Here is a 22,925-nt window from a genome sequence, read left to right on the forward strand (position 1 = left end):
CCCCCCCCCCCCCCCCCCCCCCCCCCCCCCCCCCCCCCCCCCCCCCCCCCCCCCCCCCCCCCTCCCGCTTTCCCCGAGCTCGTCCGCTCCGGACCGTCCGACCCTCCGGATAGGATCGCCGCGGCTTCGGCCGGGGCCACGGGACCAAGACGGAGGGACGAGCATGGGCGACCAGGCGACGACGGAGACGTACGCGTCGAGCGCGGGCACGGTGCGCTGGGGCGCCGTCGGTGCGGGGGATCCGGTGGTCCTGCTGCACGGAACGCCCTTCTCGTCCTACGTGTGGCGGGACGTGGCCGCCGCGCTGGCCCCCCGCCACCGCGTGTACTTCTGGGACATGCCGGGGTACGGGACGTCCGAGATGAGGGCGGGCCAGGACGTGTCCCTGGCCGCCCAGGGGCGGGTGTTCACCGAACTCCTCGCGCACTGGGGCCTGGAGTCCCCGAGCGTGGTGGCGCACGACTTCGGCGGCGCGGTGGCGCTGCGGGCGCACCTCCTGCACGGGGCCTCCTACGCGCGGCTGGCCCTGGTCTCCCCCGTGGCGATGGCGCCGTGGGGTTCGCCGTTCTTCCGGTTGGTGGGCGAGCACGCCGAGGTGTTCGAGCGGCTGCCTCCGGCACTGCACCGGGCCCTGGTGGCCGAGTACGTGCGTTCGGCCAGCGCACCGGGACTGCTGCCCCCGGTCCTGGACCGACTGGTGGAGCCGTGGACCGGTGCGGAGGGTCAGGCGGCGTTCTACCGCCAGATCCAGCAGGCCGACCAGGCGTACACCGACGAGGTCCAGGACCTGTATCCGGGGATCGATCTCCCGGTGCTGCTGGCCTGGGGCGAGCAGGACGCCTGGATTCCACCGGAGCGCACCCGGGCCCTGGCGGCGCTGATCCCCGGCCTGGCCACCCACCCGATCGAGGGCGCCGGGCACCTCGTCCAGCTGGACGCCCCCGCCCAGCTGACCGCCGCTCTGGTGCCCTTCCTCCAGGGGTGAGCGCCCGTCAGGGGTGGTCGGGGACCAGGAGGACCTTGCCGACCACCGTGCCCGACTCCGCGAGCGCCAGTGCCGAGGCCGCCTCGGAGAGAGGCACCCGGGCGGCCACGGGCGGGATGAGGACCCCCTCGGCGTGCAGGGAGAGGACCTCTCCGAGGTCGCGCGCGAACCTCCGGCGGAAGTCCGTCGCCCTGCGGTGACCGCTCCAGAGGTTGAAGAAGTGCGCGCCGCGCCCGTTGGGCAGCGCGTTCCACCACAGGAGCCGGGCGAACAGCAGCAGGACGGGGAGCATCGCGTCGCCGTCCACGTCCCGGGTGGCGGCGGTGCCGTAGGAGACCAGGGTCCCCCCGCGGGCGAGGAGACGGAAGGAGTCGGTCAGTCCGGCGCCTCCGACGTGGTCGAAGACCGCGTTCACGCCGCCCGGGGCCAGGGCGCGGACCCGGCCGGGGAGGTCCGGTGCCCGGTAGTCGAGGGGGAGGGCGCCGAGCGCGCGGACGGCCTCGGCGTTGCGGGCCGAGGCCGTGCCGATGACCGTGGCCCCGACGTGGCGGGCCAGCTGGACCAGCAGTGAGCCGATCCCGCCGTTGGCGCCGTGGACCAGCACCGTGTCGCCCGGCCGGACCCGGGCGAGCCGGTGGAGCATGCGGTGGGCGGTCACCCCGTTGACCACCAGGGCCTCGGCCGCCCCGGGATCGATCCCCTCGGGGACGGGGACGAGGGCGGCGGCGGGCAGGTCCACGTGGCTGCTCCAGGCGCCCACCTTGGTGAGGGCGGCGTAGCGGTGGCCCACCATGGCGGGGTCCGCCCCGGGGCCGACCCGAGTGACGGTGCCGACGAGGTCGTAGCCGGGCACGAACGGGTAGGGCGGCTGGTCGAAGTACTTGTCCCGGCGCATCTGCTGTTCCGCGAAGGAGACCCCGGTGGCCTCCATCCGGAGCGTGACCCGGCCGGGCCCCGGCGGATCGAGGCTACGGCGGCGGACCACCAGCCCCTCGGGGGCGACGGGCCCGGGGAGCAGGACCTCGGTGATGTCCTGGGCGGTGGACCCGCTCGGTTCGTACTGACGCATGACAGACTCCTCAGATTTGTGAGCACTCACTCACATCCACGGCCACAGAGATGCATTATCCCCGAGAAACAGCCCAGTTGAGCGCCGCCCAGAGGACGTCTAAGCATCCCTACGCTTAATGTATGTGAGTACACACTCACAATCGCGGACTGTCAACCCCCAAAGCCGCGCCCGGATGATGGACACGTGTCCGGGCGGTGCGGCAGGGTGACCCCTGACGGTGCCCACCGGTACTGACGGCCACGAAGTGCAGGGAGTCTTCTCATGTCCCAACAGGTGCAGGGTGTGATCTCGCGTGCGAAGGGCGCACCCGTGGAACTCACCACCATCGTCGTCCCGGACCCCGGCCCCGGCGAGGCCGTGGTCCGGGTCCAGGCGTGCGGGGTCTGCCACACGGACCTGCACTACCGCGAGGGCGGGATCAACGACGAGTACCCCTTCCTGCTCGGTCACGAGGCAGCGGGCGTGGTCGAGTCCGTCGGCGCGGACGTCACCCACCTCGAACCGGGCGACTACGTGATCCTCAACTGGCGGGCGGTGTGCGGCGCCTGTCGCGCCTGTCGGCGCGGACGGCCCCAGTACTGTTTCGACACCCACAACGCCGACCAGAAAATGACCCTGGAGGACGGCACGGAACTCTCCCCCGCCCTGGGCATCGGAGCGTTCGCCGAGAAGACGCTGGTCGCGGCGGGACAGTGCACCAAGGTCGATCCGGCCGCCTCGCCCGCCGCCGCCGGACTGCTCGGGTGCGGGATCATGGCCGGGATCGGCGCCGCCATCAACACCGGAGGGGTCTCCCGGGGCGACTCCGTCGCGGTGATCGGCTGCGGAGGGGTCGGCAGCGCCGCCGTCGCCGGAGCCCGTCTGGCCGGTGCCGGTCGGATCATCGCCGTGGACCTGGAGGACCGCAAGCTGGAGTGGGCCCGGGGGTTCGGCGCCACGCACACCGTGAACGCCCGGGAGGCCGACACGGTCGAGGCGATCCGCGCGCTGACCGACGGCTTCGGCGCCGACGTGGTCATCGACGCGGTGGGGGTCCCCCAGACCTACGAACAGGCCTTCTACGCCCGCGACCTGGCGGGCACCGTGGTGCTGGTGGGCGTGCCCACCCCGGACATGCGTCTGGACCTGCCCCTGCTGGACGTGTTCGGCCGGGGCGGGGCCCTGAAGTCCAGCTGGTACGGGGACTGCCTGCCCTCGCGGGACTTCCCGATGCTCGTCGACCTGTACACACAGGGCAGGCTGGACCTGGACGGATTCGTCACCGAGGAGATCGGGCTCGGTGACGTCGAGGAGGCGTTCGCCCGCATGGAGCGCGGCGAGGTACTGCGATCGGTGGTGCGACTGTGAGTGAAGCGCGAGTGGAACACCTGACCACGTCCGGGGTCTTCACCCTGGACGGCGGTTCCTGGGAGGTGGACAACAACGTCTGGCTGGTGGGTGACGACGAGGAGGTCGTGGTCGTCGACGCCCCGCACGACGCCGAGGCGATCATCGAGGCGGTGGGCGGGCGCCGGGTCGTGGCGGTGCTGTGCACGCACGGCCACAACGACCACGTGAACGCCGCCCCCGCGGTGGCCGACGCGACCGGGGCGCCGATCCTGCTGCACCCCGACGACCGGGTGCTGTGGGACATGACCCACCCGGACCGGGCCCCGGACGGGGACCTGGCCGACGGCGACTCCATCAGAGTCGCGGGCGCCGACCTCATCGTGCTGCACACCCCGGGCCACGCTCCGGGGGCGGTGTGCCTGTACGCCCCGGAACTGAGCGTCCTGTTCAGTGGCGACACCCTGTTCCAGGGCGGCCCGGGGGCGACAGGGAGGTCCTACTCGGACTTCCCGACCATCGTGGACTCGATCCGCACCCGCCTCCTGGCGCTGCCCGAGGAAACGGTCGTCAACACCGGGCACGGTGACTCCACGACCATCGGCGCGGAGGCGCCACACCTCCAGGAGTGGCTGGACCGGGGCCACTGAGCGGCTCGGGGGGCGGGGCACCACGTCAGGAGGCGGTGCCCCGCTCCGTGCACACCTGTTCCGACGGAGCGATCTCGTCGACGCTGAGCACGGCGATGACGACGAAGCAGTACTCCCGGCCCGGTTCGAGTCCGCTGACCCTCGCCGACGCGGAGCCCGGCTCCGCGTCGGCGAGGTTGCCCGGGGTCTCCCCCTCGGGGCCGCCGATCACCTGGTGGGCGGCGGCGGGGTCGGTGTGGTCCGTCCAGCTCACCGTCACCGTGTGCCCCGCGTCCTCCAGGGTGACGTCTCCGGGCGCGGAGTCCTCGACCAGTCCCGCCGTGGGTACCGGTTCGTCGGAAGGTCCCGCCTTCTCCACCTGCGGTTCGGGCGAGGCCACCGTCTCCGGGCGGAGCTGCCCCAGGAGATCGCTACCGGCCCCGGGGCGCAGGATCGCCACCGCGCCGAGGGTGATGGCGACGAAGGCGATGGCCACGACGGTGACACCGATGAACAGCGGCCGCCGGGTGCTCGGCCCCTGGGGTCGTCCCTCGGGAGGCTGGGGAGGTTCGGGAGGCGTCGGCGCCTGATCCGGCGGCCCCGGATCGGTCGCCGGTCGTTCGGGGGTGGCGGTCCCCGCCCACCCAGGCAAGGCGGCCCAGGCGGTCTCGGGGTGGTCGGCCAGGATGCCCGCCGCCGAAGCCGGTGCGTTACCCCCGCTCTCCCCCGCGCCCTGCGGCTCGGCGGCCCCCGGAACCCCTCCGGCGTCGGAGACCCCGGGCTCGGCGGAGGCCTCCGCGCCACCGAGCGCTCCCCAGCCGTTCGTACCGGGGGCAGCCGCCGTCTCCGAACTCCCCTGCTCGGGGGTCCGTGAACCCGAACCTCCGTCTCCAGGGATGGATCGCTCCCCTTCGATGCCCTGACCCGGCCCAGGCGCACGCGGGTTCGCGGGCTCCCGAACGGGCTCAGGGGAGGCTCCGGCACGACCCGGTCCGGATTCCCGACGATGCGCGGCTCCCGAGACCCGCTGGTCAGACACACCGCCTCCGGGAGCGAACCGCGGCCCTGCACCCTGACCGGGCCCAGGAACCGCGCCGGGCACTCCCCAAGGATTCGCCGCATCCGGAGTCACCCCGGGTCCAGAAGACCCAGACCCCACAGGGTCCCGGGCGGCGTCGGGGGCACGCCAGGCGTCCACGGCCCGCCCGTCGAGCCCGGGCGCCGCGCCGGGGACCCCCCAGGCGTCGTTGGCGCCGGGAACGGGCTCCAGCGCGCCCGCAGGGGCCTCGCCCGGGGCGAGGTCGCGGGCGAACTCGGCGGCGTCCTGGCGACGGCCGGGTTCCCTGGACAGCGCCCGGTCGAGGACCGCACGCAGCCGGACGGGCAGGTCGGCGCGGGGCAGCCGGGGCGGGTTCTCGGAGAGGGCCCGTTCCCGGTAGGTGAACGGGTCCCCGATCGCGCCGGGTCCCCGCGCGAAGGGCGGATACCCGGCCAGGAGTGCCCAGAGCACCGTCGCGAGCCGATAGACGTCGGACGCGGGGGTCAACGGGTGCTGGCCGCTCAGCGCCTCCGGCGAGGCGTACGCGACCGCCAGCGGGTCCAGGCCCACCGGTGCGGGCCGTCCTTCCACGGGGGTCACGCCGCCCATGTCCGCGAGGACGGCACCCTCCGGGGCGCGCAGGATGTTGCCGGGTTCGATCCGGTGGTGGAGCAGACCGCGACCGTGCAGGGCGTCGAGCGCCCCGGCGACGGCCCGGCCCACGGCCAGGACCTCCCCGAGCGGCAGCGGTCCCCCATCCTCCAGCGCGGACGCGTAGTCCCCCGGGTGCAGCTCCATGGCGACGAAGGAACGGCCGGACGAGGTGCGGCCGCCGCCGACGACGTGGACCAGGCCCGGGACACCGGCGAGCTCGACCATCCGGTCCACCTCGGCGGCGCCCGCGTCGTCGCGCATGACCTTGAGCGCGACCGGGGTGTCGTCCCCGTCGCGCCGGGCCCGGTAGACGGTCGAGGCCGTCCCCCGGTGCAGGACCTCCGGGGAGTGGAACCCCGGGGCGAGTCGGTCTCGTTGTTTCTCGCCGCTCATCGGCGTCCTCTCGGTTGGCGGACCGGACCGTTCCGCCAGAACAGGGGTCGGGGGTCGAACCACCAGGTCAACCTCCTGAACCGGGGGCGTGCCCTGCGCACGGCGCGTTGGTGGTCGCGTACCGCTCGGGCGACCGCGTCGGCCGCTGGGGCGTCGACGTCGATCCCGCCGCCGAACCCGGTGCTGTTGACGGCCCGGGCCACGCGGTCCAGGCTCTCCGGAGCGGCAGCGGGCACGAGCGCGCGGGCGACCGCCACGGTCTCGGTGACGGTGGCGCCCGCGTTCACGTCGGCGGCGCCCATCCGGAGGGCGTCGCGCAGTTCGCGCCAGGCCCCCAGAACACGCTCGGCGGGGGTTCCCGCACCCAGGCGTCGGGCCCTGCGAGCGAGGCGCGCGGCGGGGACCAGGAGGATCACGGCGAGCAGTCCCCCGGCGGCGGCAGCCGCCCAGAGACCCGCGCCGGTTCCCTCCCGGTCGTCCGAGGGCCGCCCCTCGTCCTCGGGTTCGGAGGTGGCGTCGAGGTCCCCGGCCTCGGGTTCCTCAGGGGCGTCCTCGTTCTCCGGGCTGTCGTCGGCACCGCCGTCGTCCTGCCCTCCGGGGGTGACGTGGTAGGGCACCCAGCCCACTCCGTCGAAATACACCTCGCCCCAGGCGTGGGCGTCGCCGGTGCGGACCTCGTACTCTCCCTCGCCCCGCTCGGTTCCGGGGGCGAACCCCACGGCCACCCGGCTGGGCAGACCGGCGGCGCGCGCGAGCAGGGCGAAGGCGCTGGCGAACTGTTCCGAGGTGCCCGAGCCGCCCTGGCCCCCGGGTGCGGCCAGGAGCGCGTCGACCTGTGCGTATCCGTGTCCGCCGGGGGTCTCGGGGTCGAAGGTGTGGGAGTCGCGCAGGTAGTCCGCGATGGCCCTGGCCCGGTGGTGGTAGTCGCCCTCGGCGGCGATGGCGGCGACGACCTCGTCGAGGATGGGCGGCGCGCCCGGCGGGAGCTCCCGGTAGAGCTCGTACACGTCCCCCACCGGCGGGGCCGACCGAGACAGGTCGACTCCGGACCAGTCGGCGACCGTGCCGACCACCTCGTAGTCTCGTCCGGCCACGGCGCCGTCCCTGGTGACGACGGTGCCGGTGAGCGCGTCGTAGCCGAGGGAGTCCAGGCCCACCCGGCGGGGCGCCCCCACGACCGGCGCCCAACTGCCCGGGAGATCCTCGCTCACGCTGATCCGGGCGGTGACGTCGCCGTCGGCCCCGGGGGGCGGCGGGACCGGCGCGGGCAGGACCTGGTCCGCGTTGCGGTACCCGCTCTCGGGCAGCCAGGTGGTGCCGGTGAAGTCGGCGAGGGCGACCCAGCGCAGTTCCAGGGGCCGGTCGGACTCCACGGTGAGCAGGTGCTCCTCTGGTTCGGCCGCCCACGCGGGCAGGTGGCTGAGCGGGTTGAGGGCCTGCTGCGGGTCCATCGGCGGGGTCAGCACGGCCCGGGGATCACCCGGTTCGGTGGTCCAGCCAGCGAGCAGCGCCGGGCCGCCGAGCACGGCCAGGGTCGCGGTGATGACGCAGATGAGTCCGGTGACGACCGCGTCTCGGACCGGGGAGGGCCCCGAGGGGCGATGGTCCACCTGGATGCCCAGCGACGGGGACCCGGTGGTGCTCGGGGCCCCCGTGGCCGCGCGCCCGGACATGACGAGGACGGCGGCCACACCGAGCAGGCCGATCGCGGTGAAACCGGGCGGGGCGACCGGGCCGTTGAGGACGACGGCTCCCACGAGCAGCACGAGGCCGGGGAGCAGCGCCAACGCGCGGCGTTCGGCGCGCCAGGCCAGCGCCGTGGCGGTGCCCGTGAGCCAGGTCGCCAGGAGCGGCAGGGCGAGAGTGTCGACGGTGAGCGGTGTGGGCGCCGTGCTGGTGAGGATGCGCGCCCCGGAGTGGAGCAGGGCCTCACCCGCGCCGAGCAGTACACCGTCCCCCTGGCCCGGCACCCACGCGGAGGCGGCCACCACGCAGACGAGCGGCAGCGGGACACCGGTGAGCACTGCCCGCAGTGCGTCGTACCGGGAGCGCAGGAGCAGCGCGACCGCGACGGACACCACGGAGCAGGCGGCGAGGACCGCGAGGAGGGTGCCGGTCGACGCGTAGGAGGCCGACACCACGACCCCGCCCGCCGCCGTGGACAGGACCAGCCCCGCGCGGGCCGGAAGCGCGCTGGGGCCGGGCCCCGCCGGGCGGGCGGGCTCGGACCGTTCGGGGGCGGGCGCCGTCATCGTGGCCATGGTGCCTCGTTCCAGCGGTCCGCGAACGACGCGGCGTCCCCCGCGGCGATGAGCGTGACGGAGTCGGGCGCCGTGGGCGGCTCCTGCTGGCCGACGACCACGGCGATGAGTCCGGAGTAGCGGTCGGCGAGCTGGCCGAACAGGCGCAGGTCGGTGGCGTCCAGAGCCCCGCTGACCAGGATGGCGGTGTCTCCCTGGCTCTGGGTGCGGGCGAGGTGGAGGGCGTCGGCCAGGCCGGGTCCGGCGGTGGGCGCCGCCTCGGCCAGCAGGTCGAGCAGGGACGGCAAACCGCCGCCGCTGTCCCTGCCGCGTCCGCTGACGAGCCGCAGTTCGCAGTGGAGCGCGGCCCGCACCCCGGTGGCGAGCAGTGAGGCGGCCGCGCCGGCGGCGTCGTCCAGGTGCGCGGAGGCGGTGTCGCGGTCGTCGACGATCACGCACACGCGGGTCTGGGAGGTGTCCACGTACTCGCGTACCACCAGGCGGTCCAGGCGGGCGGAGCTGCGCCAGTGGACGTGGCGCAGGTCGTCGCCGGGCGCGTAGTCCCGCAGTGTGTGGAAGGTGAGCGTTCCGGCCCTGGCGCCGTCAACCTCGCCGTCCGGGTCGGCCACGTTGCCCACGGGGATGGCCCGCAGGTACTGCCAGGGCGGGTGGACCCACACACGGTCGGTGGCGCCGTGCTCACGGCCGCTCCTGGCCAGGCCCAGGGGGTCGGAGCGGCCCGCGCGCAGGGGGCCGAGTTCGATGAGTCCGCGCCGCAGCGGTTGCAGCCAGTAGTCCGATCCTCCCGTGCCGCCACCGGGCAGCGGGGCCAGGGGCACGTCGTGTTCGCCGTCGGGGCCCACCACGCGTTCGCTGATCCGCAGGCCCCGGCGCCCGGTGTTGCGCGCGCTCATGTGCACCCGCACCGAGTGTCCGGGGGTGGTGCGGGTGCCGCCGGGCAGGGAGCGGGTCATGATCACGTCGGCGGGACCGCCCACGAACACGGCGGACGCGGCCACCGCGAGTACCGCCAGCGCGCCGAGCAGGGCGAGTTCCTGGTACTGGGACAGGGTGCCCGCGGTGAGCAGCAGCGCCCCCGTGACGGCCACCAGCCATCCCCTCGTGGTCGGCATCAGCGAGTCGCCGTCGCCCCTGGGTGTCCCGGTTGGGGGGCCGGGGTGGCCGACAGGATCTCCGCGAGCACGTCCACGCCGGTACGGCCGCCGACGGAGGCCTCCGGGGAGAGCACCAGGCGGTGCGCCCACACCGGCTGGGCGAGGGTCTTGACGTCCTCCGGGGTGGCGTAGGGGCGCCCGGAGACCAGGGCGAGCGTGCGCGCCGTGTGGGCCATGGCGACGGTCGCGCGGGTGGACAGTCCCACGCTGAGCGCCGGGTGGTCGCGGGTGGCGCGGGCCACCCGCAGCACGTACTCGTACACGGCGTCGTCGACGTACACGCGGCGGGCCGCCTGCCGGACCTGCTCCATCCGGGTGGCGTCGGTGGACGGTGGCAGCGCCTCCGGGGAGACGAGGCGGTCCCCCCGGATGATGGCCAGCTCGGCGGCCGGGTCCGCGTAGCCCACGGTCAGGCGCATCAGGAACCGGTCCAGCTGGGCCTCGGGGAGCCGATAGGTGCCCGACATCTCCACAGGGTTCTGGGTGGCGACCACCAGGAAGGGGGCGGGGACCGTGTGGCGGACCCCGTCCACCGTGACAGCGCCTTCCTCCATGACCTCCAGCAGCGCCGACTGGGTCTTGGGCGAGGCCCGGTTGATCTCGTCGGCGATGACGACGTTGGCGAAGACCGGTCCGGGGTGGAACTCGAACTCGCGCGTGGCCTGGTTGAAGACGGTCACGCCGCTCACGTCGGAGGGTAGGAGGTCGGGGGTGAACTGCACCCTCCGCCAGATTCCGTCCACGGTGGAGGCGATGGCGCGCGCCAGGGTCGTCTTGCCGGTTCCGGGGACGTCCTCCAACAGGAGGTGTCCCTGGGAGAGCAGGGCGACCAGGGCGAGCCGCACCACCTCGGTCTTGCCCAGGAGCGCCGACTCGACGGAGGAGGCCATCGCGTCGAAGGCGTCCGTATGGACCGCCGCCTCGTCCGTCGAGAGCGGCACGGAGGGAGCGTGCAGGGTCACGGGGGTGTCCTTCGGGTTACCAAAGCCGGGTCAGGGCGTCTGGCCCGGACTCGCCGGGTTCCGCTCCTGGGGGACGAGCGGGGTGGTCGGTTCCTGGGTCTGGGTCTCCTGCCGGCGTTCCTCGTTGATCTCGCGCTGTGTCTGGAAGGCGCCCCAGACCACGATGCCGGCGGCCAGCACGGCGGCGGCGATCAGACCGACGACGACCGAGGGCCACACGTGGTGGCGCTGGCGCCAGTAGCGGCTGGAACCGTACAGGAGGGCGGCACGCAGCTGCTGACGCCGCAGGGCGTCGGCCTGGAGGACGTAGCGCTCGGTGTGCGGCGTGGTCTGGAACGCTTCGGGGAGCGGGGTGGGGCCAGGCGGTTCGGGGCTCCCCGGGCCCGGGGCCGGGGGCCACTGTTGTTGTGGTGGGGCCCCCGCACCACCCTGTGCCCCGTGGGGGTGGCTCACTCGAACAGCGTTCTGAGGTAGCTCCTCGTGTCCGCGTAGCTGTCCCTCGTGTTCTCGACGGCGTTGATGATCTTGGAGAAGCCATCGTTGGTCATCTGGAAGGCCTGCTGGAAATCGGCGGCACTGGACCTGAGTTCGTCGTCACCACCCTTGAACCTGTCGAGAGTGTCCCTGGTCTGGTTGTCGAGCTCCTGCATGATGGCCCTGAAATAGGCCAGGTACTGCCGCTGGTCGAGACTCAACTGATCAAGCGCGTCGATGTCCCCACCGACGTCGTGCTCGTGCACGGCCATGACCTACCACTCCCCCGCGATCGTTCTCGTTTTCGGACCGGAGCGCCCGTTCAGATCTTCCGACTCAGGTAGTTGAGTTCGCTCTGGGCCTTGGCGAAGTCCTCTTCGCTGTCGGCGTCGGCCGCGTTGATCTTCTCCTGGCCGAGATTGAGCTTGACGCCGTTGTCACTGCACCACTGGATCAGGGTCTCGAATCCAGCCACCATCTGGGCCTGCCCTTCGCGGTAGGCCCGAAGTGCGTTGCCCTGGAGGGCCCGACCGTCCTGTTCCAGGACGTCGATCAGGGACTGCATGCGGTCACTGAGGCCACGGCTCTGCTCGTCAAGGCGGTTTCCGCCCCGCGCCATGGCGTTGTTCTGGGTCCCGACCTCGTTGTTGCTCATGTGTCCCGTCCTCTCCCCTCGTTCTCCCCTTGGCCAGCACTCGACGCCGGCCTCAGGGGCGCGTTCGGTCTGTGAGTTCGGGGGAGCTCTGTTAGCGGCCACAGATGACGACTCGAACCGGAAAGTAGTGAAGACGGGGTGCGCTGTCAACGCGTTGGGGGCACCGGGGCCGCCGATTGGCCGAAGCAGGACATCTTCCGATCCGGACGGATCCAAACGGCTCCGGCGCGCGTCCCACAGGTCACCGGTTCCCCTGCGGAGCGAACCCGGGGGCCGATTCAGCCGCCGATCCGGATGGTGGAGACCACCTCGTACACACCCAGGGCCCAGACGGCGGCCACGCACATACCGGCGACGACAGCGATCTCCACCCCGTTGAGGACGCGGCGCAGCGAGGCCCGGGGCACGTCGGTCAGGCGGATCGCGCTCAGGGCCGCCACGGCCACGCACAGCACCAGTGCCAGGGCCGGAAGCGCTTCCGACAGCCAGGGATGGGCGTCGGCGGCCGCCACCCCGGTCACGGCCAGGCCCAGCGCACCGGTCAGACGAACCGGCAGCACGTGGGAGACGCGGTCGAACAGGCGGGACCGCATCAGCAGGGCGAGCGAGACCAGGGCGGCCAGGACCAGGTCGCGGCGCGCGTCGCCGGTGAACGCCAGCAGGCCGACGGATATCGTCACGGTGGCCGAGACCCCCAGGATGGTGCCCGTGAGCATGCGGTCGCTGTTGGCCAGGCTCTCCTCGAAACGCTCGTTGTCGGTGCGGCCCACCTGGCGCACCTCGTAGTCCAGGCCGGACAGTCCGCCCAGGGCCAGGGCCATCCTCGGCACGGCGCCGATGCCCAGGGCCAGCAGGACGGCGAGGAGGCGTACCGCCATGGGTCCGTCCGTGAACAGGCCGAAGCCGACGAGCAGCACCATGGCCGCCGTGACCACGGCGAGCCCGGCCAGGTGGGGCAGCAGGAAGTGGGCCAGCGCCCAGCCGCCGACCGACGCGGCCAGTGCCCCGAAACAGGCGAACAGCACCAGCACGATGGGCGCGGGCGCGACGGCGCCCACCCCCAGGACGGCGAGCACGGTGGTCAGGGCGCCCCAGCCGCAGGCGGCGACCTGCGCGGCGTGGGCCACCCCGGTGAGGGACCTGCTCCCCGCGAGCCACAGGACTCCGAGCGCGGTCAGGAGCCCCAGTACCGACACGGCGAGGTCGAGGGCGGACGTGCGGACCAGGACCATGGCCACCATGAGCGCCAGCGGGCCCAGCGCGGCCAGGGCCAGGCCGAACCCGAACGTGGTGGAGGGCTTCCACAACCAGGCGCGCTCGTCGACGCGGTCCTCGACCGTGCCTCGCACGTCGTCCACGAAGGACGGGCGGTCCGGGCCGGTGACCCGGTCCAAGAGCAGGACGTCCCCGTCGCGGACTCCGGCGTCGGTCAGGGAACCGGCGGAGGGGATCGGGGTGCCGTCCACCGCGACCAGGTTCCAGCGGGCGGACTGGAGCCCGTCGTCGGACGGGGAGCACACGCGCACGACCTGCGGCATCAGCGCCGCCACCGACACGCCGCCGGGCAGGAGGAGGTCGGCCCACCGATCCGGTCCGGTCACCGTGACCCGGCAGTATCCGCTCACTGGGGCTCCCCGTGTTCGTCGTCAGTTGTGGAGGGCGCACGACCGTCCGGGCGAGCGCGAACCGATGGACCCGAGCGAGGATCACACCGGTCAGTGGTCCGGTTGTCCACAGGCCCGTGGTCACCGCTTGTCCGGCACGGCCGGGTCGCGGGATCATCAAGGTAGCAAGAGTGCGTACCGGGCGATCCGGGCGCACGCGACAGGAGAGGCGCCAGTGACAACGACACTGGTTCATCGACCCGCGCGCACCGCGGTCCCCGACCCCGGCAGGGCACCCCTGGTGATCGCGACCCCGCCACAGCTGCCGGAGAACCCCCCGGCCGCCAGTTCCTCCGCGATGATCATCATGCCGATCATCACCGGCTCCGGTTCGCTGATGATGACCATCACCCTGGGCAACCGCCCGCTGTTCGCGGTGGCCGGGGCCATGATCATGCTGGCCAGCGTCGCGGTCGGCATCGTCATGTTCGTCGCCCAGCGCAACGGACCGCGCAAGCGCATCCGGGAACAGCGCGAACGGTACCTGGACTACCTGGACCACCTGCGCGAGACGGTGCGGGAGGTGGCGGGGCTGCAACGCGCCGCGTCGCTGTTCCGGCATCCGGAGCCGTACCTGCTGGAGGAGACCGCCCGGCTCACCGCGCGGCGCTGGGAGCGTCGGCCCGCGGATCCCGACTTCCTTGACCTGAGGATCGGCGAGGGGTCGCGGCCGCTGGCCCGACGTCTCCACCTGAACATCGACCGCACCAACCCGCTGATCGTCTACGACCCGGTCTGCCAGGGCATCGCCGAGCAGATCGTCGACCTGTACTCGGACGTGTCCGAGCAGCCACTCGTCCTGCGCCTGCGTGAGTGCGGGGTGGTGTCGGTGGTCGGTGACCGGGCGGCGGGCCGGGAGGTGGCCCGGGCGCTGGCGGCCCAGCTGGTGACCTTCTCCGCCGCCGAGGACGTGCGGCTGGGTGTGGTGCGGCACCAGCGGCTGACGGCCGAGTGGGACTGGACCAAGTGGCTGCCCCACAACGCGTTCGACGGGTTCCGGGACGGTCCGCTGCCCGCGCGGCTGGTGGCGGCCAGCACCGTGGAGATGACCGAGCTGCTGACGGCCGAGATCGAGCAGCGCACCATCGACATGCAGCGCCGCCGGGGAGCGCCTCCCGGACCGGGCACACAGCGGCTGGTGGTGCTGGTGGACGGCGAGTTCCAGGCGACCCTGTCCGGTCTGGCCGCCGAGCCGCCGGTCACCTCGCTGGCCGACATCGGCGTCCACCTGGTCTTCCTGGTCGGTGACCGCCGGGAGGAGCCCGGACACGTGGACACCCGGCTGTACGTATCGGCCGACGGGTCCCTGCGGGAGGACCGCGAGCCGAGATCGGCGCGGCCCGGTCAGGGCCCCGAACCGGAGGACGACCCGCCCCTGGCGGGCACGTTCGACCGGGTCGGCACGGAACTGCTCACCACGCTGGCCCGCGGCCTGGCCCCGCTGCGGCTGGCGGCCAGCGACAGCTCGGACTCCATGCACGCCACGGTGGGCCTGCCCGAGATCCTGGGAGTGCACGACGTCGCCCGGCTGGACACCGAGCGCGCCTGGCGCCCCCGGGGCACCGGGGACTTCCTGCGGGTGCCGATCGGGGTGGGCCCCGAGGCCAACACCGTCCTGCTGGACCTCAAGGAGTCGGCGTTCGGCGGTATGGGCCCCCACGGGCTGGTGGTGGGCGCCACCGGTTCGGGCAAGTCGGAGATGCTCCGCACCCTGGTGGCCTCCCTGGTGATCAACCACCCGCCGGACCAGCTCGCCCTGCTGCTGGTGGACTTCAAGGGCGGCGCGACCTTCGCCGACACCGACCGGCTCCCGCACAGCGCCGGGCTCATCACCAACCTCGCCGACGACGACGGTCTGGTGGAGCGCTTCCGCGAGGCGATGTTCGGTGAGCTGAACCGGCGCCAGCAGGTACTCAAGGACGCGGGCAACCTGCCCAACCTGCACGCCTACGAGGCGGCGCGTGCCCGCCGCCCCGAGCTGGAGCCGCTCCCCCACCTCCTGGTGATCATCGACGAGTTCTCCGAGCTACTCACCGCGCACCCGGACTTCGCGGAGCTGTTCGTGGCCATCGGCAGGATCGGCCGGTCCATCGGCGTCCACCTGCTGCTGGCCACGCAACGGCTGGACTCGGGCCGAATCAAGGGGCTGGAGTCGCACCTGTCCTACCGGATCGGGCTGCGGACCTTCTCCGAAGCGGAGAGCCGTGAGGCGATCGGTGTCGGAGACGCCTACCACCTGCCGCCCGAGCCCGGTTCCGGCTATCTGAAGGTCGACACCACGGTGTTCGAGCGCTTCAAGGCGGCCATGGTCTCGCAGCCGTACGCGCCGCCCACCCGGCAGGACGCGCGTGAGGTGCCCCAGGTCCTCCCGCTGATCTCGTTCAACGGGCTGGCGTCGCTGGTGCGGCCCGCCGAGCGGGGGGCGAGAGACGAGGACGCTCCGGTGGAGGAAGCACCCACCACGCTCCAGGTGGCGGTGGACCGGATCGTGGGCTCCGGACGAGAGCGCGTCCGCCCAGTGTGGGTCCCGCCGCTCCCCGACGTCCTCACCCTCGACCAGCTGCTGGAACGCCTGGGCGAGACCGGGACGCGACCGGACGGGACCCCGGTCGAGCCCGCACCCGAGGAGGTCCGGGCGATCATCGGGCTGGCCGACCTGCCCCGCGAGCAGCGCCAGTGCTCCGCCGACCTCGACTTCACCGGCGGGGAGAGCAACATCGTGGTCCTGGGCGGCCCCCAGACCGGGAAGTCGACCCTGATCAGAACCCTGATCTCCAGTCTGGCCTGGCGGTACCCGCCCGGCCGGGTCGCGATGTACGCCATCGACTTCGGCGGGGGCTCGCTCGGACCGTTCGCCGAGCTGCCGCACGTGGCCGGTGTGGCGGGCCGCTCCGAGCTGGAGCTCGCCCAGCGCATCCTCGCGGAGGTGCGCGGCCAGCTGGACCAGCGGGAGCGGGTCTTCCGCCAGGGCCGGTTGGACTCGCCCGCCGCGCTGCGCCGGGCGCGGACCGAGGGGAACGTCCCCGCCGGTACCCACGGGGACGTGTTCCTGTTCATCGACGGCTGGGCGGGGCTGCGTGAGGCCTACCCGGACGTGGACGACGTCCTCACCGACATCGTCTCGCGCGGGCCCTCCCTGGGCGTGCACACGGTGCTGACCAGTTCCGCGTCCAACCAGGTCCGTACGAAGTTGCAGTCGCTGTTCGGCGGGCGCTTCGAGCTGCGCCTGACCGACCCCTTCGACTCCCAGCTGGGACGCAAGGTGGCCGAACGCCTGCCCAAGGACCTGCCTGGGCGGGGCCTGAGATCGGACGAGTCGTTCGTGCAGGTGCCGCTACCGCGTCTGGACGGGGTCGCCGACGACACGGATCTCGGGGTCGGGGTGCGTGACGCGGTGGCCCGGCTCTCGGACCGATGGCCCGACCTCCCCGTGCGCCGGGTGCGGGTACTGCCTGCCAAGGTCACCTTGGAGGAGCTCCTGCCCGGGCGGGTGGGGACGGACCTGGTCCTGGGCATGGCCGAGAGCGACCTGGGACCGGCGCTGTACCGTCCGCGCGAGGACCCGCACCTGATGGTCTTCGGAGACCCGCAGACCGGCAAGAGCACGCTGATCCGGGCCCTGGCCCGGCAGGTGATCGCGCGCCCGGCCAGTGAGGTGGGCGTGGTGATGGTCGACTACCGGCGCGCGCACCTGGGGCTGGTTCCCGAGGATTACCTGCTGGCCTACAGCACCAGCCCGCAGCAGACCGAGGGGGTCGCCGGAGAGCTGGCCGGGCTGGTACGCAAGCGTCTGCCGGGGCCGGACGTCACACCCAGGCAGCTCCGTGAGCGCAGCTGGTGGGAGGGGCTGGAGGTATTCGTCTTCGTGGACGACCTCGACTTGGTGGCGGGACGGACCAACCCCCTGACCCCGCTGGCCGACCTGCTCACCCAGGGGGCCGACCTGGGACTGCACCTGGTGACGGCCAGACGGACCGGCGGCGCGTCCAGGTCCATGTTCGACGCGGTCTCGCAAACCCTCACGGACATGGCCACCCCCGGGGTGCTGTTCTCCGGGGACCGGATGGAGGGGCGCCTGGCCAACGGGGTGGTCTCCCGTCGTCTGCCCCAGGGCCGCGCCCTGCTGGCCCACCGTGGGCGCCCGCCGGAGCAGGTACAGGTGGCCTGGTCCGAACCGGTGGAGTGAGGTCCGGGAACGTGGGGCCCGTCTGGTCCGGCGGGCCCCGCTGGACCCGTGGTCCGTTCGCGGGCCACGGGCACGCCGTCAGGGCGGCGCGCCCCGCCGTCGGCGCCCCTCCGGCCGGGGCCGAGCGCACGACGCCGTCGTGCCGACTCGTGCCGGGCCCGGCCGGGACGTCTGGCGGTCAGGAGCCGCAGTTCGCGTACTCCGAGATCATCGAGCGCTCTCCGGCGGCCGCCGTGACCTGGACGCACACCCCCTGCGCTTCGATCAGGACCGGTTGCGTGGCCCGTCCGGACCGCACGATCGTCGTCTGCGGAGTGCCGTCCTCGGTGCGGATACCGACGTCCAGGTAGGTGTCGCCGCCGTTGGAGACCACCACGGCGCAGTTGTATCCGAACGTGCGCTCGTAGAAGAGGTGGACCTGTCCCCCCGGGCTCCCCGGGATCGTCTTCGGCCAACCGCCCTCCACGTTCCGGGTGTAACGAGGGGCCTCCCCGACGTTGGGGTGGGCGTCGCTGCACGCCTCCTGGGGGGTCTGGCTCTGCGCGGCGGTGGCTCCGCTGAGGAGCAGGCCGGTCACACCCAGCGCGCAGGCGGCGGACCACACCGTCCACCTCCGCGGACTCGTCCTCGCGGTCATCGCTTCGGTCCCTTCCTGGGCTGGTCGCTGTCGGTCACTGGAACGGGGCCAGACACGCGGGGGTGCTCCGGGCGGAGCCGCCCTCCGTGGTCCCCGACCCGAGGGCGGCGACCGTGAACGAGAAGCACCGCTGACCGGCTCGGGTGAAGGTGTGCGAGGTGGCCCCGCCCTCCACCGAGGTCTCCGAGCCGATCTCCACACCGTCGCCGTGCGGGGTGATCCGGTATCCCTCGGCGTTCTCCGCCGCCGTCCAGGTGACGGTCACCGTGGTGCCCGAGACACTGTGCGCGACCTCGCCCGGGGTTCCCACCTGGATCTCCGGCATGGTCACCGACGGGCTGGTGGCGGCCTCTCCCGTGACCCCGCCCTCGCCCCGTGAGGTGACCGTGAACGTGTAGGTGGCTCCCGGCTCCAGACCGGCGAACTCCAGCGAGGTCTCCCCAGTGGTGCGGTTGCTCGGGGCGGCGGCTCCGCCCTCGGCCGCCGCGGACACCAGGTAGTCCACGGCGTTCTCCGCGCCGGTCCAGGACACGGTCACGGTCTCGTTGCCGGTCACCTCGGCGGAGACGTCCCCCGGCGACCCCGGGGGCTCCCCGCCCGGCGTGACCTGCGGCGACTGTGCCGCTGGCCCGGTGCCGTGCGCGTTGGTGGCGCTCACCCGGAACCGGTAGGCCGTGCCGTTCTCCAGGCCGGTGACGACGGTGTGCAGCTCCGAGCCCTCGACGGTGGTCTGGCCGCCCTCCCAGGTGATGTCGTAGGACTCCACGGGGGCGTCCGGCGAGTAGGCCCCGGGCCAGCTCAGTTCGACACTGGCGTCCCCGGCCTCGGCCGTGACGGGGGTGGGCGCACCGGGCGGACCGGTGGAGGGTTCGCTGGTGGCCTCGTTCTCCGGTGTGCCCCCGCCCTCGGGACTGGCCGCCTCCCCGGGGCCACCGGTGCCCTCCTCGGTCGCGGGGGTGGTGGGCGGAGCGGGTGGCGCGGGCGCCACGGGGTCGGGGGCGGGAGTGTCGCCCCGGACCTCCCCGGGGCCCGGCGGGGCCTCGTCGGTGTCCACCAGGGTGGCCTGGCCGGTGTCGTCCACCACGGCGGCCACCCCGGTCTCCGGGGCGTTGACGAACAGGCTGCCCTCGCGGACCTGGAGTTCCAGGGCCCCCTCGGCGCCGGGCAGGGTGACGGTGTCCAGTTCGCGCCCGTTCGGGGCGTAGGAGCGGACGACGCCCTCGTCGTCGAAGGGGACGTAGACGCGTCCGGCGAACGGGACGGCCAGGCCGCTGCCGGGTCTACCCACCGGGAAGAGGGTGGTCTCGGCCGCGCCGTAGGGGTGCAGCAGGGTGACGATCTCGTCGTCCTCGGTCTTGGTGACGGCGGCCATCTCGCCGCGCGTGCGCGCGGGCATGGCGGAGTCCGCCATCGGCGCGGGCATGGTGACCATCACGGGGTCGTCACCCTCGCGCATCGCCACGACCTGATCTCCGCCCCGGTCGACGGCGAGCGCACCGTCGTCGAAGACGGTGACGCCGATGTCGGCGCCTGGGGAGGAGACCGCGACGGTCTGTGTGACGGTCGCCTCGCCCTCGGACACCTGGACCCCGACAGCGTGGCCCTGGGTGGGCGCGCCCACCCACAGGGTGTCGGAGTCGTCGAAGGCGCCTCCGACCAGCGGCCCCTCCAGGGTGAGGGCGGGTCCGGTGGCCTGGAGGGTGGCGGGGTCGACGGCCTTGATCTCGCCGCCCGCGCGGTCGATGACCACGGCGCTCTCACGTCCGAGCACCACACCGTAGTCTCCGGAGCCCAGTTCGAGTCTGCCGGAGAACCCGAGGTCGTTGAGGTCGACGGAGGTGACCTTGCCGGTCCGGGGGTCGGTGAGCAGGAGGTGGTCGTCGTTCTGCTCGACCTCGACGGGGCCGTCACCCGCCTCGGGCAGGGAGGCCACCAGGTCGATCTCGGCGTTGCCGCCGTTGACGTGGACCGCTTCCTTGGTGACGGCGTTCCACAGCCAGGCGGCGCCGTCGGACATGTCGTCGGACCGGCCCAGGGCGCCGACTCCGAAGGCGGTGCTCACCAGCGCGGTGGCCATGAGGCTGAGCACCAGTCCGGAGGACCCGGCTCGGGTGCGTTCGGCAAGGGTGCCGAGCAGGCGCCGGGATCGTCCCCGCTCCTGGGGGGTGGCGTCGGTGGGCGCCGTCTTGCGGCTCACTATCCACGTACTCCTTCGGCTACCGCGGACGTGTCCGGCCTCCGGCGGGAGGGGAGGTGGGACCAGGGGTCGCTGGATGTGGGGGGCTTGGGGACTCGGGCATCTGAACGAAATCAGACAAGGGGGAGGGCGTCAACGCACCCGGGCACGGTCCGGGCCATGCTTCTTCGGATGCGCCGACACCCGTGTCTGGTTCTGTTGTCCCCGGGGAAATCCCGCCTCACTCGGGGCTCCGGAGCCGGGGTCAGTCGAGCTCGATTGCGGCGACGATCTCCCCGTCCTCCACCCGTCCGGTCGGACGGAAGCCCAGACGCAGGTAGAAGCCCTCCGGGCTCCCCTCTCCCGGCACCCAGGAGACCGTGACCCGGGAGAAGCCGCGCCGCCGTGCCTCGTCGAACACACCCTCCACCGCCACGCGGCCGTACCCCTGGCCCTGCTGCTTCTCCCCGACGTTGAGGCGCCAGAGGTCGGCACGGCAGTCGGGGTCCTCGTCCTCGGGGGCGAAGCTCGCCATGACGAAGCCGACCGCCTCGTCTCCGTCCATGAGCAGTCGGGGCCAGGCGGTGTCGCGGTTCGTGTACGCCTGGGCCAGGGAGTACAGGACCGGGGCGACGAACCGCTCCTGCGCCTCGCTCACCTTGATCCCCGTGGCGGCGTCGAGGTTGTCGTCGGTGATCTCCACCAGGCGCGTGGTGGTGGGGGATGTGTCTGTCATGGACGCGAAGCCTACTGAGCGGGAGACGGCGCCGCCACGGGTTTTCCTCGCGGAATCGGGGCCCGGGTGGGGTGGAGGGGCACCTGGTGCGGGTAGGTCCGTGAGGGAGCCGTTGGCCCCACCCCCCTTGGAGGCAGCAGTGCGCATCAGCTCGACCCTCGCGGTACTCGTTCTCGTCTGGCTCGCCATCGGAGTGACGGCGGCCGTGCAACGCGGCTACTTCAGCACCTCGGAGGCGTCCTGTTCCTCCCTGGGCAGTGTCGCGGTCACCATCTTCGTCGGCCCCCTGAACTACGTCGGCGTCAACCCGATCATCGAGTGCCCGGAGCTGCCCGAACCCTCCGAGTGACCCGGAACCCACCGTCACGGGCCCGGTCCGGAGTGGCAGGCGGCCGTTCCGGACCCGGCCGGGGGTGTCCCTGAGCTGAACGGCGGCGGCCGACGTCCCCACGTACTCCCGGTGCGGGTGAGTGGGGCACTCCGGGCGACACGCCCATCCGGTGATCCGGTACGCGCCTCCCCGCCCGTGACGCGTGCGGAGGCCAGACTCGGTGTCACCCCGCGTCACATCGCACTCATGGCTGGTTCCGGAGGGCTGGTCGACGCGGTTCGTGGCGCGTGACGACGGTCCGCGCCGACCGGAGAACGGAGCGCATGTGCAAGCCCAGTGGCCGGGCGTCGGGGCCCTCGTGAACAAGTGGAACGCCACTCGCAGGGCCCGTATCGAGCGGGAACGGGAGCGGTTCGAGGCCGAGGACGCGGATTCCGGCCCCCAGGACCCGGACGACGGCAGGCGCGCCGGCGACCTCCTGCGGGTGGCCGCCGACGCCTCCTGGCGCGTCCTGGTGATCGGTGTGGTGGCGGGTCTGCTGATCTACGCCCTCACCCGCCTGTCCGTGGTCACGCTCCCGCTGATCATCGCGGTGTTCCTCACGGCGCTGCTGATGCCCCTGGCGAACTGGCTGCGCCGTCCCAACCCGGTCAGACGGCGGGGGTTCGGCCGGGGGGCGTCCACGACGATCACCATGCTGATCGCGGTCGCGGTCTACAGCGGTGTGGTCACCCTGATCGTGACCCCCGCCATCGCGAGCTTCGACGACCTCGTGGCCAGCGTCAACAGCGCCGTCGTCCAACTCCAGAACATGGCCCTGCCCTTCGGCCTGGACCCGGCGCTGCTCACGGAGGCGATCGACAACGCCTGGGTGCAGGTCCAGTCGCTGATCACCGAGAACAGCAACCAGGTCCTGAGCGGCGCGTGGACGGCGACCACCGCCGTGACGCGGGTCGTTCTGGGGATCGTGCTGGTCATCGTCCTGACCATCTACTTCGTGCACTCGGGTGACAAGCTGATGGACTGGATCGCCAGCCTGCTGCCGGTCAGGTCCCGCCCGGTCCTGCGCCACTCGGCCCGGGTCTCCTACGACGTGATGGGCAACTACGTGCGCGGGGTGGCGCTGGTGGGCGTGATCGACGCGATCGGCATCGGTATCGCGCTGCTCCTGCTCATCGACACGAGCCTGGCCATCCCGCTGATCGTGCTCACCTTCGTGGGTGCGTTCCTGCCGATCATCGGCGCGTTCCTGAGCGGGCTGCTGGCGGTCCTCGTGGCCCTGGTGACGGAGAACTGGGTGGTGGCGCTGATCGTGCTCGGCGCGGTGATCCTCGTGCAGCAGTTGGAGAGCAACGTGTTCGCGCCGCGCATCTACGGCCGCGCGTTGGAGCTGCCCTCCGCCGTGGTCCTGATCGTGGTCACGGTCGGCGGCATCCTCGGCGGGATCGCGGGCCTGTTCCTGGCCACCCCGATCGCGGCGGTCCTCGCGGCGCTGCTGCGCAACCGGGCGGCCTCCCCCGAGCCCTCCGTGGCGGAGGCGGAGCCCGCGCACGACGGTTCCGGGGAAGCCGGGTCCACCTCCTGACACCCC

The 22,925-nt window shown here is 72.9% G+C and carries 18 protein-coding genes; 6 read left to right on the top strand and 12 right to left on the bottom strand.

Going from position 1 to position 22,925, the window contains the following annotated elements; translation table 11 throughout:
• Positions 1–163: 163 nt before the first annotated feature.
• The gene (locus ACRWK8_RS13960; protein ID WP_431870674.1) at positions 164–985 is read left to right on the top strand and encodes an alpha/beta fold hydrolase; all 822 of its coding nucleotides are present in this window, start codon (positions 164–166) and stop codon (positions 983–985) included.
• 7 nt (positions 986–992) lie between these two features.
• Here the strand turns inward: ACRWK8_RS13960 and ACRWK8_RS13965 are convergent, their stop codons facing one another.
• The gene (locus tag ACRWK8_RS13965) at positions 993–2,054 is read right to left on the bottom strand and encodes a medium chain dehydrogenase/reductase family protein (RefSeq protein WP_431870676.1); all 1,062 of its coding nucleotides are present in this window, start codon (positions 2,052–2,054) and stop codon (positions 993–995) included.
• Between the two features lie 264 nt (positions 2,055–2,318).
• Here ACRWK8_RS13965 and ACRWK8_RS13970 point away from each other — a divergent pair, with 264 nt between their 5' ends.
• Positions 2,319–3,404 carry an S-(hydroxymethyl)mycothiol dehydrogenase gene (locus tag ACRWK8_RS13970; RefSeq protein WP_431870678.1) on the top strand — a complete coding sequence of 362 codons (1,086 nt, stop codon included), beginning with the start codon at positions 2,319–2,321 and terminating at the stop codon, positions 3,402–3,404.
• On the top strand, positions 3,401–4,033 hold the full coding sequence (locus tag ACRWK8_RS13975) for an MBL fold metallo-hydrolase (protein ID WP_378745654.1): 633 nt from the start codon (positions 3,401–3,403) through the stop codon (positions 4,031–4,033). The genes ACRWK8_RS13970 and ACRWK8_RS13975 overlap by 4 nt, the downstream gene beginning before the upstream one ends.
• Before the next feature lie 25 nt (positions 4,034–4,058).
• On the opposite strand, the gene ACRWK8_RS13980 is transcribed toward ACRWK8_RS13975, so the two are convergent.
• The 8 genes from ACRWK8_RS13980 to eccD all read right to left on the bottom strand — a co-directional run bounded on the left by ACRWK8_RS13980 (position 4,059) and on the right by eccD (position 13,229).
• Complete coding sequence (locus tag ACRWK8_RS13980) at positions 4,059–6,098, bottom strand: protein kinase domain-containing protein (RefSeq protein ID WP_431870680.1); 2,040 nt, start codon at positions 6,096–6,098, stop codon at positions 4,059–4,061.
• Complete coding sequence (locus ACRWK8_RS13985) at positions 6,095–8,359, bottom strand: transglutaminase TgpA family protein (RefSeq protein WP_431870682.1); 2,265 nt, start codon at positions 8,357–8,359, stop codon at positions 6,095–6,097. Before ACRWK8_RS13985 ends, ACRWK8_RS13980 begins: the two co-directional genes overlap by 4 nt.
• On the bottom strand, positions 8,347–9,471 hold the full coding sequence (locus ACRWK8_RS13990) for a DUF58 domain-containing protein (RefSeq protein WP_431870684.1): 1,125 nt from the start codon (positions 9,469–9,471) through the stop codon (positions 8,347–8,349). The genes ACRWK8_RS13985 and ACRWK8_RS13990 overlap by 13 nt, the downstream gene beginning before the upstream one ends.
• Entirely contained in the window at positions 9,471–10,475 is a 1,005-nt protein-coding gene (locus tag ACRWK8_RS13995) for an AAA family ATPase (protein WP_431870686.1), read from the bottom strand. The genes ACRWK8_RS13990 and ACRWK8_RS13995 overlap by 1 nt, the downstream gene beginning before the upstream one ends.
• 30 nt (positions 10,476–10,505) lie before the next feature.
• Entirely contained in the window at positions 10,506–10,928 is a 423-nt protein-coding gene (locus ACRWK8_RS14000; RefSeq protein ID WP_431870688.1) for an ABC transporter permease, read from the bottom strand.
• Entirely contained in the window at positions 10,925–11,221 is a 297-nt protein-coding gene (locus ACRWK8_RS14005) for a WXG100 family type VII secretion target (protein ID WP_431870690.1), read from the bottom strand. The genes ACRWK8_RS14000 and ACRWK8_RS14005 overlap by 4 nt, the downstream gene beginning before the upstream one ends.
• A 50-nt stretch (positions 11,222–11,271) precedes the next feature.
• Positions 11,272–11,604 carry a hypothetical protein gene (locus tag ACRWK8_RS14010; protein ID WP_431870692.1) on the bottom strand — a complete coding sequence of 111 codons (333 nt, stop codon included), beginning with the start codon at positions 11,602–11,604 and terminating at the stop codon, positions 11,272–11,274.
• A gap of 278 nt (positions 11,605–11,882) precedes the next feature.
• On the bottom strand, positions 11,883–13,229 hold the full coding sequence (gene eccD, locus ACRWK8_RS14015; protein WP_431870694.1) for a type VII secretion integral membrane protein EccD: 1,347 nt from the start codon (positions 13,227–13,229) through the stop codon (positions 11,883–11,885).
• 280 nt (positions 13,230–13,509) lie between these two features.
• Here eccD and eccCa point away from each other — a divergent pair, with 280 nt between their 5' ends.
• Positions 13,510–17,454: a type VII secretion protein EccCa gene (gene eccCa, locus ACRWK8_RS14020; protein ID WP_431870910.1), complete on the top strand. Its 3,945-nt coding sequence runs from the start codon at positions 13,510–13,512 to the stop codon at positions 17,452–17,454.
• A 178-nt stretch (positions 17,455–17,632) separates the two neighbouring features.
• On the opposite strand, the gene ACRWK8_RS14025 is transcribed toward eccCa, so the two are convergent.
• The 3 genes from ACRWK8_RS14025 to ACRWK8_RS14035 all read right to left on the bottom strand — a co-directional run bounded on the left by ACRWK8_RS14025 (position 17,633) and on the right by ACRWK8_RS14035 (position 21,003).
• Positions 17,633–18,091: a hypothetical protein gene (locus ACRWK8_RS14025; protein ID WP_431870696.1), complete on the bottom strand. Its 459-nt coding sequence runs from the start codon at positions 18,089–18,091 to the stop codon at positions 17,633–17,635.
• Between the two features lie 34 nt (positions 18,092–18,125).
• Positions 18,126–20,288 (bottom strand): fibronectin type III domain-containing protein, encoded by a 2,163-nt coding sequence (locus ACRWK8_RS14030; protein WP_431870698.1) that lies wholly within the window; start codon positions 20,286–20,288, stop codon positions 18,126–18,128.
• 244 nt (positions 20,289–20,532) lie between these two features.
• Entirely contained in the window at positions 20,533–21,003 is a 471-nt protein-coding gene (locus ACRWK8_RS14035) for a GNAT family N-acetyltransferase (protein WP_378745669.1), read from the bottom strand.
• 139 nt (positions 21,004–21,142) lie between these two features.
• Here ACRWK8_RS14035 and ACRWK8_RS14040 point away from each other — a divergent pair, with 139 nt between their 5' ends.
• Entirely contained in the window at positions 21,143–21,352 is a 210-nt protein-coding gene (locus tag ACRWK8_RS14040) for a hypothetical protein (protein ID WP_378745681.1), read from the top strand.
• 307 nt (positions 21,353–21,659) lie between these two features.
• Complete coding sequence (locus ACRWK8_RS14045) at positions 21,660–22,919, top strand: AI-2E family transporter (protein ID WP_378745689.1); 1,260 nt, start codon at positions 21,660–21,662, stop codon at positions 22,917–22,919.
• Positions 22,920–22,925 lie beyond the last annotated feature (6 nt).

This window comes from Nocardiopsis eucommiae (assembly GCF_965344335.1).
In the GTDB taxonomy this organism is placed as follows: domain Bacteria; phylum Actinomycetota; class Actinomycetes; order Streptosporangiales; family Streptosporangiaceae; genus Nocardiopsis; species Nocardiopsis eucommiae.